This is a genomic window from Massilia sp., assembly GCF_031995545.1.
Lineage (GTDB): Bacteria > Pseudomonadota > Gammaproteobacteria > Burkholderiales > Burkholderiaceae_D > Telluria.
Genome location: NZ_DAMAGA010000001.1, coordinates 150,141 through 166,661 on the forward strand (window position 1 = coordinate 150,141; position 16,521 = coordinate 166,661).

General features: G+C 66.5%; 16 protein-coding genes. 7 read left to right on the top strand and 9 right to left on the bottom strand.

Annotation, left to right across the window (positions count from 1 at the left end):
• Positions 1-6: 6 nt before the first annotated feature.
• Positions 7-2,775 carry an EAL domain-containing protein gene (locus RTQ83_RS00750; RefSeq protein WP_312510613.1) on the top strand — a complete coding sequence of 923 codons (2,769 nt, stop codon included), beginning with the start codon at positions 7-9 and terminating at the stop codon, positions 2,773-2,775.
• Entirely contained in the window at positions 2,775-3,920 is a 1,146-nt protein-coding gene (locus RTQ83_RS00755) for a diguanylate cyclase domain-containing protein (protein WP_312510867.1), read from the top strand. The genes RTQ83_RS00750 and RTQ83_RS00755 overlap by 1 nt, the downstream gene beginning before the upstream one ends.
• Positions 3,921-3,940: 20 nt before the next feature.
• Here the strand turns inward: RTQ83_RS00755 and RTQ83_RS00760 are convergent, their stop codons facing one another.
• From RTQ83_RS00760 to RTQ83_RS00780, 5 genes are all read right to left on the bottom strand, one after another.
• Entirely contained in the window at positions 3,941-4,543 is a 603-nt protein-coding gene (locus RTQ83_RS00760) for a TIGR00730 family Rossman fold protein (protein ID WP_312510614.1), read from the bottom strand.
• 20 nt (positions 4,544-4,563) lie between these two features.
• Complete coding sequence (locus RTQ83_RS00765; RefSeq protein ID WP_312510615.1) at positions 4,564-5,259, bottom strand: TetR/AcrR family transcriptional regulator; 696 nt, start codon at positions 5,257-5,259, stop codon at positions 4,564-4,566.
• Between the two features lie 109 nt (positions 5,260-5,368).
• Positions 5,369-6,244, bottom strand: a complete 876-nt coding sequence (locus RTQ83_RS00770; protein ID WP_312510617.1) for a response regulator — start codon at positions 6,242-6,244, stop codon at positions 5,369-5,371.
• A gap of 67 nt (positions 6,245-6,311) precedes the next feature.
• Positions 6,312-7,316 (bottom strand): hypothetical protein, encoded by a 1,005-nt coding sequence (locus tag RTQ83_RS00775; RefSeq protein ID WP_312510619.1) that lies wholly within the window; start codon positions 7,314-7,316, stop codon positions 6,312-6,314.
• Positions 7,317-7,340: 24 nt separating this feature from the next.
• Entirely contained in the window at positions 7,341-8,117 is a 777-nt protein-coding gene (locus tag RTQ83_RS00780; RefSeq protein WP_312510620.1) for an RNA methyltransferase, read from the bottom strand.
• Positions 8,118-8,290: 173 nt separating this feature from the next.
• Between RTQ83_RS00780 and RTQ83_RS00785 the strand changes: the two genes are divergently transcribed.
• The 5 genes from RTQ83_RS00785 (at position 8,291) to RTQ83_RS00805 (ending at position 13,161) form a co-directional block, all read left to right on the top strand.
• Positions 8,291-9,070 (top strand): inositol monophosphatase family protein, encoded by a 780-nt coding sequence (locus RTQ83_RS00785; protein WP_312510868.1) that lies wholly within the window; start codon positions 8,291-8,293, stop codon positions 9,068-9,070.
• 294 nt (positions 9,071-9,364) lie between these two features.
• Positions 9,365-10,717 (top strand): DEAD/DEAH box helicase, encoded by a 1,353-nt coding sequence (locus RTQ83_RS00790; RefSeq protein ID WP_312510622.1) that lies wholly within the window; start codon positions 9,365-9,367, stop codon positions 10,715-10,717.
• Positions 10,718-11,254: 537 nt separating this feature from the next.
• Positions 11,255-11,620 (top strand): VOC family protein, encoded by a 366-nt coding sequence (locus tag RTQ83_RS00795; RefSeq protein WP_312510623.1) that lies wholly within the window; start codon positions 11,255-11,257, stop codon positions 11,618-11,620.
• A 114-nt stretch (positions 11,621-11,734) separates the two neighbouring features.
• Positions 11,735-12,559 carry a hypothetical protein gene (locus tag RTQ83_RS00800; protein WP_312510869.1) on the top strand — a complete coding sequence of 275 codons (825 nt, stop codon included), beginning with the start codon at positions 11,735-11,737 and terminating at the stop codon, positions 12,557-12,559.
• An 11-nt stretch (positions 12,560-12,570) separates the two neighbouring features.
• Positions 12,571-13,161 carry a hypothetical protein gene (locus RTQ83_RS00805; protein ID WP_312510624.1) on the top strand — a complete coding sequence of 197 codons (591 nt, stop codon included), beginning with the start codon at positions 12,571-12,573 and terminating at the stop codon, positions 13,159-13,161.
• 104 nt (positions 13,162-13,265) lie between these two features.
• Here the strand turns inward: RTQ83_RS00805 and phbB are convergent, their stop codons facing one another.
• From phbB to RTQ83_RS00825, 4 genes are all read right to left on the bottom strand, one after another.
• Entirely contained in the window at positions 13,266-14,012 is a 747-nt protein-coding gene (phbB, locus tag RTQ83_RS00810; protein WP_312510626.1) for an acetoacetyl-CoA reductase, read from the bottom strand.
• A gap of 113 nt (positions 14,013-14,125) precedes the next feature.
• Complete coding sequence (locus tag RTQ83_RS00815) at positions 14,126-14,680, bottom strand: hypothetical protein (RefSeq protein WP_312510628.1); 555 nt, start codon at positions 14,678-14,680, stop codon at positions 14,126-14,128.
• A 133-nt stretch (positions 14,681-14,813) separates the two neighbouring features.
• The gene (locus RTQ83_RS00820) at positions 14,814-15,701 is read right to left on the bottom strand and encodes a zinc-dependent peptidase (RefSeq protein ID WP_312510629.1); all 888 of its coding nucleotides are present in this window, start codon (positions 15,699-15,701) and stop codon (positions 14,814-14,816) included.
• Positions 15,701-16,462 (bottom strand): glutathione peroxidase, encoded by a 762-nt coding sequence (locus RTQ83_RS00825; protein WP_312510631.1) that lies wholly within the window; start codon positions 16,460-16,462, stop codon positions 15,701-15,703. Before RTQ83_RS00825 ends, RTQ83_RS00820 begins: the two co-directional genes overlap by 1 nt.
• Positions 16,463-16,521 lie beyond the last annotated feature (59 nt).

Consider the following 16,521-nt stretch of genomic DNA (forward strand, 5'->3'; position numbering starts at 1 on the left):
GAAAAAATGAAGGCGCTCGCCGAGCCGGCCACGCCCGGCGCCGTCAGGATCGGCGCCGGCATGGCGCCGTCCGTACCACCGGGGCCGCCGGCGCGGCGCAGTGCGCCGATGCGCTGGCTGGTGCTGGCGCTGGAAACCCACATCGCGCTGCCGCTGTTCGCGCTGGTGCTGCTGGGCGCGATCTGGGGCGGTACCCTGCACGCGCTGGAAGCCGAGCGGCAGGGCGCCGGCAAGGCCGCGCACGACGCCACGCGCGAACTGCTCGACACCTACGAAGCGCAGATGGCACGCAGCCTGAGCAACATCGACCAGACCCTGCGCGTGCTGAAATACGCGGTCGAGCAGGACGGTCCCACCGGCGCCCTGCCGACGCTGGCTGCCAAGGGCCTGCTGCCGCCGGGCCTGGTGTTCCAGGTCGAGATCGCCGACAGCGGTGGACGCGTGGTGGCCAGCAACCCGGCCAGCGACACGCGCAACCTGAGCGGCGCCGATTATTTCGAATACCACCGCCGCACCAATGGCGACCAGCCCTTCGTCGGCCACACCGGTTTCCACGCCCGCAACGAAGAGCCGCATCTGCATTTCTCGCGCCGCATCAACGACGCCGCCGGCCACTTCGCCGGGGTCGCCGTGGTGGCAATCGACCCGGCCTATTTCACCAGTTCCTACGAGCGCTCGCGCCAGGGCGACCTGGGGCTGCTCGGCCTGGCCGGCCTTGACGGCGTGGTGCGCGCGCTGCGTATCGGCGAACGGGTGTCGTGGGGCCAGCGCTACGCGCCGCGCGCCGCCGACCGGGTGGCGCTGGGACGCGCCTTCGACGCCGAACCGCGCTACCTCAGCAGCCGGCCGCTGAACGGCTTCCCGCTGGTGGCCGTGGCCGGCCTGTCCGAAGCCGAACAGATGGCCGACTACCGCCAGCAGCGCCGTGCCTGGCTGCTGGGCGCGGGTGCCGGCAGCGCGCTGCTGGTGGCGGTGGTGATCCTGGTCAGCGCCTGGTCGTGGCAGCTGGCCAAGGCGCGCCGGCGCGAACGGATGGCGCAGGAAACCTACGCCGCCGCTTCCGAGGCCAGCCCGGACGCCTTCTTCGTGCTGCGCAGCGTGTTCGGCGCCCAGCGGCGCGTGGTGGATTTCAGCGTCGCCGCCGTCAACAGCCGCGCCGAGCAGCTCACCGGCCTCACGCGCGCCCACATGACGGGACAACCGATGTCGACCATGCTGCCGGCAGACCTGGGATCGGCCATCTTCGCCGACCTGGCCGCGGTGGCGCACGACGGCGTGGCACGCGAAGCCGAATGGCTGACCCGCGCCCTGCCCGGCGAACAGCGCTGGCTGCACCGCCAGGCGGTGGCGGTGGAAGGCGGCGTGGTCGTCATCGTGCGCGACATCACCGAGCGCAAGCTGGCCGAAGAGCGCATCCGCCACCTGGCCCACCACGACGACCTGACCGGCCTGCCCAACCGCAGCCTGCTGCGCGAGCGGCTCGATGCCGCCATCGTCGAGGCCGCGCGCGATGCAAGCGCGCTGGCGCTGGCCTTCATCGACCTGGACGGCTTCAAGCTGGTCAACGACGGCCTGGGCCACAATGCCGGCGACGAACTGCTGAAGGTGGTCGGCGCGCGCATGCGCCGCTGCCTCGGTCCGGGCGAAACCCTGGCGCGCTTCGGCGGCGACGAATTCGTGATCCTGCTGCCCGACCTGGCGGACGACGGCGCGGCACTGGGTGCAAGCGTGTTGCCGCTGCTGGAACGGGTGCGCGAAGCGGTGGCCGAGCCGGTGCTGGTCGAGGACCAGGAAGTGCAGGTCACCGCCAGCATCGGCGTCACCTTCTATCCGCGCGACGGCAGCGATGCCGACGCCCTCATGATGCACGCCGACATGGCGATGTACCGTGCCAAGGAACTGGGCTCCAACAACGTCCAGCTGTACGCCAGCGAGATGGACGCCAGCGTGGAAGAAAAGCTGATGCTGCTCGAAGGCCTGCGCGCCGCGATCGACAGTTGCGCCGAGGGCTTCCCCGGCGCCTGCCAGTTCGAGCTGCTGTACCAGCCCAAGGTCGACCTGAGAAGCGGCCGCCTGTTCGGGCTGGAAGCGCTGATCCGCTGGCACCATCCGGACCAGGGCATGGTGTCGCCGCTGCGCTTCATCGGCCTGGCCGAAGAGAGCGGCCTGATCGTGCCGATCGGCGAATGGGTGGTGCGCACCGCCTGCCGCCAGAGCATGGAATGGCGCCGCGCCGGCCTGGCGCCGCTGACGGTGTCGGTGAACGTCTCGGCGCGCCAGTTCGAAGAAAAGCGCCTGGTTGAGCGCATCGCCGGCGCCCTGCGCGACAGCGGCCTGCCGCCGGACGGCCTGGAGATCGAGGTCACCGAAAGCCTGATCATGCGCGACCTCGGGCGCTCGGTCGAAACCATGCGCGAGCTGGAGGCGATGGGCATGTCGCTCTCGGTCGACGACTTCGGCACCGGTTACTCGAGCCTGTCGGCGCTGAAATCGTTCCCGATCAGCCGCCTGAAGATCGACAAGTCGTTCGTGGCCGACCTGGCCCACAGCGCCGACGACCAGGCCATTGCCGCCGCGGTGATCTCGCTCGGCCACAAGCTCAATTTGCGCGTGATCGCCGAGGGCGTCGAGACCGAGCAGCAGCGCGACTTCCTGCGCGCCAACGACTGCGACGAGATGCAGGGCTACCTGTTCAGCCGTCCGGTGGCTGCGCACGAGATCGCGCGCATGCTGGCGCCTGACACAGCCGACACTGCGCAGGAACGTGCCGCGTGATGCCGGTGCGACGCTTTTCCGCACCGGCCGGCGACTCGCCCGCCTCCGTGACGGCGGAGGCGCTGTTCGGCGCCGAGCCGGCGCTGCGCCGCATGCTGCATTACTGGGCTGCCACCGCCCTGCTGTACCTGGCCGGCATCGCCCTGCTGGCGTGCCAGGTGGCATGGGGCCATTCGCCGGCCGCGCCGGCCACGCTGCTGGCCGGCGTCGCCGCCGGCGGCACCCTGTGCTTCTATGTCCTGATCCGTTTTTCCGGCAGGCTGCGCCTCGCGCCCGAGGGGCTGGCGGTGCTGCAGTCGCTGTTCGCGATCGGCTGCGGCATGGCGGCGTACGCGATCGCCGGCCCGATGCGCGCCGCGCTGCTGACCATGACGGTGGTGATCATCGCCTTCTGCGCCTTCGCCCTGCAGCCGCGCCAGACCCTGCTGCTGGCCACCGCCGCCCTGCTCGGCCTGGGCGGCACCATGTGGCGCCTGCAGGCGGGCGACCCACAGCGCTTCCCGCCCGAGGTCGAGGCGCTGACCTTCGGCTACCTGGCGGCGGCGCTGCTGTCGACGGCGGTGCTGACCGGTGAGATGACCAAGCTGCGCCGGCGCATGAAGCACAAGACGCTGGAACTGACCCAGGCGCTGGAGACCATCCGCACCCTGGCCACGGTCGACGAACTGACCGCGCTGGCCAACCGGCGCCACATGAACGAGGTGCTGCAGGCCGAGGAACGGCGCCAGCCGCAGAAGAACGGCGCCGGCAGCGGCAGCTGCGTGGCCCTGCTCGACATCGACTTCTTTAAGCAGGTGAACGACCAGCACGGCCACGCGCTGGGCGACGCGGTGCTGCGCGAATTCGCCGCCGCCGCGCGCGGCGCCCTGCGCGCACGCGACACGCTGGCGCGCTGGGGCGGCGAGGAATTCCTGCTGCTGCTGCCGGAAGCGGCGCCGCCGGACGCGCGCCAGGTGCTGGAGCGCATGCTCGAGCGCGTGCACGCGCTGCGCATCGAAGGGCTCGATCCGGAACGGCGCATCAGTTTCTCGGCCGGGCTGGCCGAGCGGCGAACGGGCGAACCGTTCACCGAAGCGATCAGCCGGGCCGACAAGGCCCTGTACCGGGCCAAGGCGGCGGGACGCGACCGGATCGAGATGGCGTAAAGCCGGCGGACTGTTCCGGCTCAGCCGCGCAGGCCCTTCGCCGCGGCGTCGGCTTCCACCGCCGCCTGCACCGCGGCCGCCGGCGATGCCGCGCGCAGCCTACGGATCAGGGCATCCGGATCGCTCTCGGCCATCATCAGGCCCTCGTGCTCGGGCCGCACGAAGCCCTGCGCGCACTGGTGCCGCACGAAGGCGCGCAGACCATCCCAGAAGCCGTTCACGTTGAGCAGCCCGATCGGCTTGGCGTGGATGCCGAGCTGGGCCCAGGTCACCATCTCGAACAGTTCTTCCAGCGTCCCCATCCCGCCCGGCATGGCGATGAAGCCTTCCGACAGGTCGGACATCATGGCTTTGCGCTCGTGCATGTCCTTCACCACGAACAGGCGCGTCAGGCCGGCGTGGCCGACTTCGCGTTCGACCAGCGCGCGCGGGATCACGCCGGTGGCTTCGCCGCCCAGGCGCAGCACTTCGTCGGCGATCACGCCCATCAGGCCGACCTTGCCGCCGCCGTAGACCAGGCCGATATTGTGTTCGACCAGGGCGCGCGCCAGCGCGCGTGCGGCGTCGGCGTAGACGGGATCGGCGCCGGAGGCGGCGCCACAGTAGACGGCAAGCGTTTTCATTGGTCGGTCTGAACAGGAAGTCACAGGAAGTCGGCGCCGGGACGGGCGTCGGCCGAGAGTTTTTCGAGGTAGTCGTCGGACAGCTTTTCGAACAGCACCCGCGTTTCGCCGCGCAGGTAGGGGCCGACCATCGACAGCACCTGGTAGCAGCCGCGCGCCAGCGCGTCGGCGATGGCCTGCTGCTCACTGTACTTGCGCGGATTGCGCACGTATTCGAACGACAGCCAGTAGGTCGCCACCACCACCATATTGGTCGCCATGGCGCCGATCTGCTGGTCCGACGCTTCCAGTGAACCTTCGCTGCGCAGGTCTTCGCACAGCTGGCGCGCGACCTTGATCTTGTGGGCGTGGATCGCCTTGAAGTGCAGTTCCAGCTTGCGGTTGCGCGACAGCAGGTCGTTCAGGTCGCGGTAGAAGAAGCGGTAGCGCCAGATCAGCTTGAACATGTGGTGCAGGTACAGCCACACGTCTTCCATGTTCGAACGGCGTCCGGCCGGCACCGTCAGGATGCGCTCGATCTCCGCCTCGAACTGGACGAAGATCGAATTGACGATGTCGTCCTTGTTGCGGAAATGGTAGTACAGATTGCCGGGCGAGATATTCATCTCCTCGGCGATGACGGTCGTCGTGATGTTGGGCTCGCCGAATTCGTTGAACAGCCTGAGCGAGAGCTCAAGGATGCGTTCACGGGTGCGGCGCGGAGCTTTTTGTTGCATGAAGGACGAGGTTAAAGTGCAATTGCTGCAAGGATAACATCGAACGGTCGTTCTAATCGACCTTTCCGCGCCCTTCGTGCGTCCGCCGCTTTGGACCGCGCATGCCCGCTCAGGCGGCTGCGCGCTCGCTGTGCAGGCGGAAGGCCGCGCCCAGGCGCTCGCGCAGCAGCGCCGCGCCGACCGGCTTGATGTAGTGGCCGTCGGCCACGCCGGCCGCGATCGCGGCTTCGATCTCGCTCAGGTCGGGCTGGCCGGACAGCATCAGGCGCACCGTCTTCGGATAGCGGCGCGCCGCTTCGGCCAGCACTTCGGTGCCGCGCATGCCGGGCATGGCCTGGTCGCACAGGATCACGTCGACCGGCTCGGCGGCGAGCAGCGCCAGCGCTTCCTCGCCCGACTGGGCGCTCAGTACGCGGTAGGGTTCATTCGTCAGCATGTCGTTCAGCACGCCCAGCATGAAGCGGTCGTCGTCGACCAGCAGCAGCGTGGGACGCTCCAGGGCGACGGTGCCTGGGCCGGTGTCGGGGGCATTGATCGCGGGGGCAATTGCCGCGGCCGGCGGCGTGACCGGCTCCGGTGCCGCGGCCGGCGCCGGGCTGGCCGAAGCGGCGGCCCCGGGCGTCCCGGCCAGGAAGGCTTCCAGCTCGGCGACGAAGCTTTCCGGCTCGATCGGCTTGCTGATGTAGCCGTCGAAGCCGGCCGCCAGCACCTTCTCGCGGTCGCCCGCCATCGCCAGCGCGGTGACGGCCAGGATCGGCACGCCGGCCAGTGCCGGCTCTTGCTTGAGCGCGGCCAGCACCTGGAAGCCGTCCATGCCGGGCAGGTTGACGTCGCAGGCGATCAGGTCGGGCAGCTCGCTGCGTGCGGCCGCCACGCCGCGTGCGCCGTCGGCTGCGCTCAGCGGCGTGTGGCCATAGGCGCCGAGCAGGAACGACATCAGTTCGATGTTCGCGGGATTGTCTTCGATGATCAGGATACGGGCCACGGTTGCGCTCCGGGAATGCGACGTTGATGTCACTTTACCACGCCCGGCGCCGCCTCGGGGCTGCTCTCTAGCGCGGGTGATGGCCGGATGCCACGGCCGTGCTATGCAGTGCGGCGGCGAGCTCGTCGCGGTGTGCCGATTGGCTCTGCCGCAGTCCGTCGAGTTCGGCCATCACCGCCGCCAGCGCGCGCCGGTTGCTGCCCAGCGCCACGTGGCCGACGCCGCCCAGTGCCAGGTTGCGTGCGCCTGCCAGTTCGCCGGTGGTCTGGGGCGAAACGATGTTGTCGTGGTGGGTATAGATCGAGGTGATCAAGGCGCGCTTGCTCGCGTCCTCGCTGGCGTCGAGTGCGCGCAGCCAGTCGCAGGCCGGGCCGTCCGGGCTTGCGCGCCCCATCTGGGCGGCGTTCAGGCCGACCCCGAAGGCGGCCAAGCAGGTGCCGTGGTGCGGCGAGCCGAGCGTGATCAGGCGCGCCAGGCGCGCGCTGCCGAAGGCGCGCATCCAGGCGCGCGCCGCCACGCCGCCCATGCTGTGGGCGACGATCGCGGCCTGCGCGGCGACGGCCTGGGCGCACAGCGCCTGCACGCCCTGTTCGATCTGCGCCGCGTAGCCGTCGATGTCGCCGGTGAGCGGTTCCAGGTCGAGCGTCGCGTGGCTGATGCGGGCCGCGTCCAGCAGCGGCACCAAGTGCGCCCAGTAACCGCTGTTGCAACCGTAGCCATGCAGCAGCAACACGGGTGGCAGCGCCGCATCCGGATAGATGCGGGTGTGCGGGCGGGCGCGCGGCACCTGCCACGAGGTCAGGCGCATGCTGGATATAAATTCTTCCGCCATCATGCGCAGTTGTCCGGACACGCCGAGCCGGAACGCCGGCGGCGTCGGACTGGCCACGCGCGCACTGAGCAGGAAGTTGTTGGCGTTGATCCCCAGCCGCACCAGCACCACGGCGGCAAGGCCGAGCAGGATGCCCTGCCAGGGGGCGGCGTCGAGCCATTGCACTGCCGCCAGGGCGATGCCGGCGGCGAACAGCGCCTGCACCAGCAGGATCAGTTGAAGGAGTTGGCGCGAGCTCATGGTCGGGGAATTAAAAGGGGCTTCTCAGTCGCGAGGCGGCGTGCGGCCGAGAATAGCACGCGCGATGCCGCGCAGGATATTTACCTCTTCGGTTTCCAGCCCGGTGCGCGCGAACAGGCGCTTCAGGCGCGGCATCAGCTTCTTCGGGTTGTCGGCATTCAGGAAGCCGACCGCCACCAGGGCCTGCTCGAGGTGCTCGTACATGCCGTCGATCTGGGTCACGCTGGCGGCGTCGCCATGGAAACCCACCGCGCCGGCATCGATGCCGTCGCCGAGCGCGGCCAGGCGCGCTTCATAGGCCAGCACCTGGGCTGCCTGCGACAGGTTCAGTGACGAGTAATCGGGATTGGCCGGGATATTGATCAGGACATTGCAGGCTTCGACGATATGGTTCGGCAAGCCGACCCGCTCGTTGCCGAACACCACCGCCGGCATCAGGGTAGCCTGGCCGGCGGCATGGGCGGAAAAGGCGCGCGGGGTCCACACCGGCGGCGAGAATTCGCGCAGGCGCGCCGAGACCGCGGCGGCGAAGTTGCAGCCGTCCAGCGCACTCTGGATGTCGGACACGATGCGCGCATTGCGCAGCACGTCGATGGCGCCGCTGGCGAAGGCCACCGCTTCCGGATCGTTCAGGGGATCTTCGCATTTCGGCGCCACCAGCACCAGCTCGCTGAACCCCATGGTTTTCATGGCGCGCGCCACCGATCCGACATTGCCGGCGCGGCTGGTTTCAACCAGCACGAAGCGCAGGCGCCTGAATAAAGAAATGTCGGGAGAAGTGACGGTTGCGGTCGGGATCATTTACAATAGCGCCATCGCGCGGTGCGAACAGCGTTGACAAGAGCGGAAAAATCGCGATTGTAACGGGTTCAGCACCGCTTTGCTCTTTTATCACTCTTCTATCAGCTGACCGTTCACGGCGCTTCGGGCGTTGGTGGGCGTTCGCGTTTTTCACGGATTAGCTCATGCACCCAATGCTCAACACGGCCATCAAGGCCGCCCGCCGCGCCGCCACCGTCATCAACCGTGCGTCCTTCGACATCGACCGGATCGTTGTCTCCGAGAAGCAACACAACGATTTCGTCACCGACGTCGACCAGGCGGCGGAGCAGGCGATCGTCGAAACGCTGCTGAAAGCCTATCCGGATCACGCGATCCTGGCCGAAGAAAGCGGCGCCTCCGGCAACCTGAACGACGAAAGCGAAAACGTGTGGATCATCGACCCGATCGATGGCACCACCAACTTCCTGCACGGCTACCCTAACTATTGCATCTCGATCGCCCTCAAGCAGCGCGGCGTGATCACCAACGGCCTGGTCTACGACCCGGTCCGCAACGACCTGTTCACCGCCACCAAGGGCGCCGGCGCCTACCTGAACGACAAGCGCATCCGCGTGCGCTCGACCGAACGCATCGGCCGCGCCCTGCTGTCGTCGGGCCACGGTCCGGATCCGCGCGCGCTGGCGGAATACCTGCGCATGTACGAAGTGGTCGCCTCGCGCAGCCACGGCGTGCGTAGTGGCGGTTCGGCCGCGCTGGAACTGGCCAACGTCGCCGCCGGCCGCATCGACGGCTACTTCGAAAAAGGCCTGAAGACCTGGGACATCGCTGCCGGCGCCCTCCTGGTGACCGAAGCGGGCGGTATCGTCGGCGAGTTCAACGGCGAATCCGAGTACCTGAACAAGGGTGACGTGATCGCCGCCGGCCCGAAGGTATTCGGCGCACTGGTCCCGCTGCTGGCGCCTTTCGCGTAAAATACTGTCGCGGTGCATGTCACAATTGTGGGAATGCCTGCGCTGGCAGGCATTTGCACATGGAGCATGGCGCGAGCTGTAACCGATTGTCGCCTTGTCATGCGCTAAGTACCGTCAAAAATACTTTCCATAGTGAAACCTAGTTCACTATAATCCCTGCTGACCGCCCTGCGGCAGCGTCGGGGCGCCGCGGTCATCGTCGCATTGCGTCGAACCGCGCGCCTGTATCGACCAACCCGATTCCCAGGACTGGCGCCACTGTGGCGACGGGCCGCTTTTTACTGAAAAAATTCTATGTCATTCTCCACCCTTGGCTTGTCCGACGCGATCGTCCGCGCGGTCTCCGAACAAGGTTATACCGCGCCGACCCCGATCCAGAGCCAGGCGATCCCCGCCGTGCTGAACGGCGGCGACTTGCTGGCCGGCGCCCAGACCGGCACCGGCAAGACCGCCGGCTTCACGCTGCCGATCCTGCACCGCCTGTCGACCGACGCCGTCGGCGCAGCGCAGCGCAACAAGACCACCCCGCGCGCGATCCGTGCTCTGGTGCTGACCCCGACCCGCGAGCTGGCAGCCCAGGTCGAGGAAAGCGTGCGCCTGTACGGCAAGTACACCAACCTGAATTCGGCCGTGATCTTCGGCGGCGTCGGCATCAACCCGCAGATCAAGCTGCTCAAGCACGGCGTCGACATCCTGGTCGCCACCCCTGGCCGCCTGCTGGACCACGCGGCGCAGGGCACCGTCGACCTGTCGAAGATCGAGATCCTGATCCTGGACGAAGCCGACCGCATGCTGGACATGGGCTTCATCCACGACATCCGTAAAGTGCTGGCGCTGCTGCCGCCGAAGCGCCAGAACCTGCTGTTCTCGGCCACCTTCTCGGACGAGATCAAGGCCCTGGCCGACCGCCTGCTGGACAACCCGCAATCGATCGAAGTGGCGCGCCGCAATTCGACCGTGGAAGTGATCGCGCAAAAGATCCACCCGGTCGACCGCGACAAGAAGCACCCGATGCTGTCGCACCTGATCAAGGAAAACAACTGGCACCAGGTGCTGGTCTTCACCCGCACCAAGCACGGCGCCAACAAGCTGGTCGAGCAGCTGGGCAAGGACGGCATCGGCGCGATGGCGATCCACGGCAACAAGAGCCAGTCGGCGCGTACCAAGGCGCTGGCCGAGTTCAAGGACGGCAGCCTGCAAGTGCTGGTGGCAACCGACATCGCAGCGCGCGGTATCGACATCGACCAGCTGCCGCACGTGGTGAACTACGACCTGCCGAACGTGCCGGAAGACTACGTGCACCGCATCGGCCGCACCGGCCGCGCCGGCGCGACGGGTGAAGCCGTGTCGCTGGTCTGCGTCGACGAGCACCAGATGCTGAAAGACATCGAGAAGCTGATCAAGCAAACGCTGCCGCGCCAGGTCATCCCCGGCTTCGAGCCGGACCTGAACGCCAAGCCGCAACCGATCCAGCTGCGCAGCGGCGCCCCGGGCCACGCCAACCGCGGCGGCCGTCCAGGCGGCGGCCGCGGCCACGGCAACGGCAACAACAAACCGCGCACCCCAGGGAACGGCCCCGGCGCAGGCGCCGCCAAGCGCAACGCCCCGCGCCCGCAATCCGCCGCCCGCCCCAGCCGCGACCGCTGATCCGCGCAACCACCTGGATCGATAATTAGGGTCAGAGTCGAATTATTGGGAAAGATTGTCACATCTTCCCGATATCGGCCCTGACCTTCGTATCAATTTCTCGGTGGCTCAAACCCAATAATTAGGGTCAGAGTCGAATTAAATGGCAACTTTAAAAGTTGTCAAACAATTCGACTCTGACCCTATTTATTTTCTTGCTTCAGCTTTATCGATTCGCTGACGATTTGGTATTTTCTTCTGCTCAGCAATAGCTGCCCAAGAACTCCCTGCAATCGGTTCATAAAACACCCGGTTGAAGATCAAAAATAATGAGGGTCAGAGTCAAATTGTTGGCCAATATTTCGTATTCCACTTACCCGACGACATTGTTTGAGCCGCCGATGCTGTGAGGCTCTTTCAAAATAATTAGGGTCAGAGTCGAATTGTTTGACAACTTTTGAAGTTGCCCGATAATTCGACTCTGACCCTCATTGTTTTGAGAGGTGGACGTTATGCGATGGGTGCGGCAGGATGGTGATTTACTCGTGAGGAGCGGTCATGATTCAAGGTTTGCGGACGGTGATTTATCCGGTGGCTGAGCTGGCGGCGGCCAAGGCGTGGTACCAGCGGGTATTGGGCGTGGCCCCCTATTTTGATCAGCCGTTCTATGTCGGCTTCGAGGTCGGCGGCTTCGAGCTGGGGCTGATACCGGATGGGCAGCCCGGCAGTGCGGGCGCGACGGCGTATTGGGGGACTGCCGATGTCGAGGCCGAACTGACGCGCCTGGTCGAACTCGGCGCCGAGGTCGAGATGCCGGTGGAAGACGTCGGCGGCGGCATCCGTACCGCCGTCGTGCGCGATCCCGATGGCAATCTGTTCGGTGTGATCGAGAACCCACACTTCGACCGTGCCAAGGTCGCGTGATTGATGATGAGCAAGATCGACGCAGCATCGATTTGAAAGAATGGGACTTTTCGGGCCGCCCTGCCGCGCGCCCTGGGAGGTTCCACGATGCTGCATCGGATTGCTTGTCGCTTGGTGTTGCTGGTCAGCGTTGCTCTGGCCGGATGTGCTTCGCAGGGGCCGGTCAGTTTGCAGGAGGTGCGCGAGTTCGCGGATGCCTCGGCGCGGCTGGGTGGCTATTCGGAATTGTCGCGCCGCTATCGCGATACCTTCGAGCGCGAGCAGCCGTATTTGTCGCCGGCCGCCGAACGCCTGGCGCGCGAAAACGATGCGCGCCGGCGCGCCGTCTATGACGATTTCGTCGCGATCCAGAAGACGCTGGTGCTGTACATGCAGACCCTCAGCCTGCTGGCCGGCGATGCCCGCTACGACCTGTCCGAACGAATCGATGACCTGGGCAATGGGCTGAAGGCGAATACCGATTCGGGCTTGCAGCAGCGCCATATTGCGGCGTACACCGGCATGAGCCGGCTGCTGACGCGCGTGATCGCGTCCGGCTACCAGAACCGCAGCGTCGAAACCATGGTGCGCGATGGCGATCCCAACGTGCAGGTGCTGCTCGAGGCCATGATCTCGCTCACCCGGCTCTATTACAAGACCAACGAGAATGAAAAGAAGACGGTGCTCGGCATCTTCGATGTCGAAATCCCGTTCTCGAACCGCAATGCGGACCGCATGCTGGTGACCCTGGCCAAGGTCCATTACCTGAACAAGTCCACCGAATACAAGCTGATCGACCGCCGTTATGAACTGGCGCTGCAGGGTCTGACCAAGGTCGCGCTCGGGCACCAGAAGATGCGCGAAAACCTGAACAAGCTGCAGAACGAGGACGTGCGCCGCATGCTGCGAACCTATGGCCGCGACGTGCGCATCATCCGCGAAAACCTGAGCGGCGATTGAGGAGAGCGATCATGACCAAGCCCGAGCAAGCGCCTGCCGAGACCACTGCCACGCGCGACACGCAAAGCGACGCCGTTCCCGACGCGGCAGCAATGCCGCCCGCCGAGATCTTCGCGCCATCCCCTGCACCCACCAACCCGCAGGACCAGGCCCTGTCCGGCATGCCGCAGGTGATCGAACTCGCCGACGAATTGTCGACATTCGCCGACCACCTGCACGAACGCATCATGGCCGAGATCCGCAGCCAAGGCGGCCGCACCGTACCGGATCACGTCCAGGACGCCATGCGCGCCCTGCTCGACGACGAGATGATGCTGCGCCAGCGCGCCAACAGCCTGTACGCCGACGCGGCCGCCTTCGTCATCCGCGACCTGGGACAGCCGCAAAGCAAGCTGATCGGGCTGACCAAGGATGCCGCGCGCAAGATCCGCCGCATCGGCGTGATCGGCGAGGCGACCGGACTGGTCGGCGGCCTGCTGTCGCTGGCCGGCGCCGCGATGGCGGGCCAGCCGGCAGGCGTGGTGCTGGCGCTGGACAAGATCCGGCTGCACAACGACGCGCTGCAGGTGCTGTCGCCGACGCCACCGACAGCAGTCGCCTGATCCACACGCGCCAGACATCGGAGATACGTACCCGGCCTCGCGAACGGGCAGACATGAAGCCACGTCATCCACCCGCTATCGCTGCCAACCTCTGTCGCACGCCATCAAGACATGTGCTGACCGCCATTGATCGCGATATTCGCCCCGGTCACATACGCCCCCGCATCCGACGCCAGGAAGGCAACCAGTCCCGCCACTTCTTCCGGCTGGCCCAGCCGGCCGACCGGAATCTGCGGCAGGATACGGTCGCGCAGCACGTCCTGCGGCATGTGGCGCACCATGCTGGTGTCCAGGTAGCCGGGCGAGACCGTATTCACCGTCACCCCGTGGCGCGCCACCTCGAGCGCCAGCGACTTGGTGAAGCCATGCATGCCGGCCTTTGCGGCAGCGTAATTGCACTGCCCGAAAGCGCCTTGCTGGCCATTGACCGACGAGATATTGATGATGCGGCCCCAGCCGCGCCCGACCATCGGCTCCAGCACCGGGCGGGTCATATTGAACACGCTGTCCAGATTGGTCCCGAGCACGGCATGCCAGTCTTCGGCGCTCATCTTGCGCAGGCTGCGGTCGCGCGTGATGCCGGCATTGTTGACCAGCACGTCAATGACGCCGACCTCTTCCAGCAGCCGCCGCACCACAGCGTCGCAGGCAGTGCCGTTCGACACGTCCAGCTCGCACGCGCGCACCACGATGCCTTCGTCGCGCCGCGCCGCCAGCCAGCTTTCGCGCGTGGCGTTGCCCGGCGAATGCGTGGCAACCACCGTGAATCCATCCGCATGCAGGCGCCGGCATAGCGCCGTGCCCAGCCCGCCCATCGCGCCCGTGATCAGGGCCACCCGTTTGTCGTTCATGTCTCGCTCCCCCCTGTCTGATGACCGGTGCACGCGATGGCGCGCCCCGATCATCCGAGTTTAGGGAAACGATCAATACGGGCTATTGATGAGGATCAACGCCTTTTGGTAGCTCAGGCAATCACGTCGGGACGGCTACTGGGATCGAAATCGGCCCAGTCGCCGTCGACGATATTGCCTTGGGCGCGTTCGATATGATGGGCGCCGACGCTGCGCAGGGTGGCAATCGCATCTTGTTCACGCTGGACATCGTCAAAGGCGACCGCCACCAGCATCCCTGCCGGACGCGGCGGCACGGCATTCTCGCCGCCCTCTTCCGGCTCGCCCCGGTCCTTCATCTTGGAAAAGCTGAACAGCGATCCGACGTGGCCGCCAACCAGGCCGCCGACGACCGGGCCCAGCGGGCCGGTGACGGGGATGGTGGCTGCGCCCACCGCGGCGCCGACCGCGCCGCCGGTGGCCACGCCCTGCATCACGCCTTCGGGCGCTTCCTTGGCGCCCGGCGACTGGATGTGGTCGCCACCGATCGGTGTCATGTCGTGCTGGCCCGGCTGGGTCAGGTAAAAGCCGCTGATGCGGTCGACATCAAATCCGGCCTCGACCAGCGCAGTGCGTGCGCGGTCGACCTCGTCCTGAAGCTGGAAACGTCCTGCGATGATGGTGGACATAGCGAATCCTCCTGATTTGGTAGCTCAAGCATGCGCCTGCCCGGCCGAGCGCTCTGTACGCCGCCGCACGCCGTCTGCCGCCAGCTCAGCCGTAACAGCGGTCGGGTCGCCCGGCCCCTGCTGTCTCCCCCATTTAGCGCCACTGTCCGTAGACCATGCCGCCGCTGTACGGTTCCAGTACCGGCGCCTCCGGAACACTCTGCCATTGACGCGGATCGACCCGGTAATACTTGAGGAATTCGCCGTACAGTTCAGGATGCCTGGCCGCCAGCTGATGCGGCTGCTCGAAGAAGCTTTCGGTGGCCACGGCGAAGAATTCGGCCGGATTGGTGGCACCATAATGGTCGAGCACGCCGTGCAGGCCCCACATCGCGTCACGGCGCAGGTCGGCATAGTCGCGCGACAGCACTTCGGACCAGCTGCGGTAGCGCTCGCTGCTGCCGAGATACGGCGCGCCATTGGTATTGCCGGACTCGCTGTCGAGCTGGTGGGCGAATTCGTGCAGCACCACGTTGTGATTCGGACCGCCCGCGCTGCCGGCGCGGCGCACGTGCTCCCACGACAGGATCACGCGCCCGTCGCCCCAGGATTCGCCCAGCAGATCTTGGCGCTCTTCGGTCACCACGCCGGAGGCGTCGAGCTGGCGCCGCGGCACCAGGAAGGCGCCCGGGTACACCAGCACCATGTCCAGGGTCGGATACAGCGCCCCCTTGCCGTCTTCGCCGACCCGGCCCAGCAGCAGCAGGCAAGCCTGGGCCGCGATCGTCACCCGCATTTCGTCGGTGATGTCGAGGCCGGCGCAGCCGACAAATTTCTTTTCATGCAGGAAGCGCTGCACCATGCGCTGCAGGCGTGCGCGTTCGCCGTCCGCCATGCCGCTGTATTGGGCGACATTGCGCTCGAGAATGCGCACATGCTCCGGCGCCAGCGGCCGCGCCAGTGCCCGGCGCAGGCGCCACTTCGGCACCAGCCAGGCCCCCAGCAGGCCCGCACCAAGCAGGCCGAACAGCAAAGCTTCCATCAGATGCCCTGGCCGGCGCTGCGTTCGGCGAGCCAGTCCTGGACTTCGTCCGCTCCGCCGATCAGCTCGCCGCCGACGAAGACCTGGGGCCAGGTCATGCGTCCGGTCACGCCGCGCAGCACGATGGTATTGATGCGGCCGTCTTCCGGGATGTCGGTGAAATGAATGTCGTGTTCGCGCAGCGCTTTCTTGGCGCGCGCGCAGTGCGGGCAGCCGGGGCGCGAGAACATGACCACCGGTTCCGGCACCTCGGCGTCGGGCGCCAGGTAGGCCAGCATGGTGTCGGCATCGGACACTTCGAACGGATCGCCTTCGCGTTCGGGTTCGATGAAGATTTTCTCGATGATGCCGTCGCGTACCAGCATCGAATAGCGCCAGGAGCGGCGTCCGAAGCCAAGCTCGCGCTTGTCGACCAGCATGCCCATGCCTTCGGTGAAGTCGCCGTTGCCATCCGGGATGACGGTGATGTTGGCGGCATCCTGGCCGGCTTTCCACTGGTTCATGACGAAGGCGTCGTTGACCGAGATACAGAACACCTCATCGACACCGTGCGAACGCAGCACCGGCGCCAGTTCGTTGTAGCGCGGCAGGTGGGTAGAGGAACAGGTCGGGGTGAAGGCGCCGGGCAGCGAGAACACGACCACGGTCCTGTTCTTGAACAATTCGTCGGTGCGCAGGTCACGCCACTGGTCGTCAGGGCGGGCCTTGAAGGTCACGTTGGGAACAGGTTTGCCTTCCAGCGATTCGGCACTCGGTAACATCGTCACTCCTTGCGTTGGTAGAAGCCGGCAGGCCGGCACGATGGCAGGAAGGTGTGGAT

Excerpts from the sequence above, each read along its gene's own strand:
- RTQ83_RS00750 (WP_312510613.1), top strand. The coding sequence starts at position 7 with ATGAAGGCGCTCGCCGAGCCGGCCACGCCCGGCGCCGTCAGGATCGGC.
- RTQ83_RS00755 (WP_312510867.1), top strand. The coding sequence starts at position 2,775 with ATGCCGGTGCGACGCTTTTCCGCACCGGCCGGCGACTCGCCCGCCTCC.
- RTQ83_RS00760 (WP_312510614.1), bottom strand. The coding sequence starts at position 4,543 with ATGAAAACGCTTGCCGTCTACTGTGGCGCCGCCTCCGGCGCCGATCCC.
- RTQ83_RS00765 (WP_312510615.1), bottom strand. The coding sequence starts at position 5,259 with ATGCAACAAAAAGCTCCGCGCCGCACCCGTGAACGCATCCTTGAGCTC.
- RTQ83_RS00775 (WP_312510619.1), bottom strand. The coding sequence starts at position 7,316 with ATGAGCTCGCGCCAACTCCTTCAACTGATCCTGCTGGTGCAGGCGCTG.
- RTQ83_RS00780 (WP_312510620.1), bottom strand. The coding sequence starts at position 8,117 with ATGATCCCGACCGCAACCGTCACTTCTCCCGACATTTCTTTATTCAGG.
- RTQ83_RS00785 (WP_312510868.1), top strand. The coding sequence starts at position 8,291 with ATGCTCAACACGGCCATCAAGGCCGCCCGCCGCGCCGCCACCGTCATC.
- RTQ83_RS00790 (WP_312510622.1), top strand. The coding sequence starts at position 9,365 with ATGTCATTCTCCACCCTTGGCTTGTCCGACGCGATCGTCCGCGCGGTC.
- RTQ83_RS00795 (WP_312510623.1), top strand. The coding sequence starts at position 11,255 with ATGATTCAAGGTTTGCGGACGGTGATTTATCCGGTGGCTGAGCTGGCG.
- RTQ83_RS00805 (WP_312510624.1), top strand. The coding sequence starts at position 12,571 with ATGACCAAGCCCGAGCAAGCGCCTGCCGAGACCACTGCCACGCGCGAC.
- phbB (WP_312510626.1), bottom strand. The coding sequence starts at position 14,012 with ATGAACGACAAACGGGTGGCCCTGATCACGGGCGCGATGGGCGGGCTG.
- RTQ83_RS00815 (WP_312510628.1), bottom strand. The coding sequence starts at position 14,680 with ATGTCCACCATCATCGCAGGACGTTTCCAGCTTCAGGACGAGGTCGAC.
- RTQ83_RS00820 (WP_312510629.1), bottom strand. The coding sequence starts at position 15,701 with ATGGAAGCTTTGCTGTTCGGCCTGCTTGGTGCGGGCCTGCTGGGGGCC.
- RTQ83_RS00825 (WP_312510631.1), bottom strand. The coding sequence starts at position 16,462 with ATGTTACCGAGTGCCGAATCGCTGGAAGGCAAACCTGTTCCCAACGTG.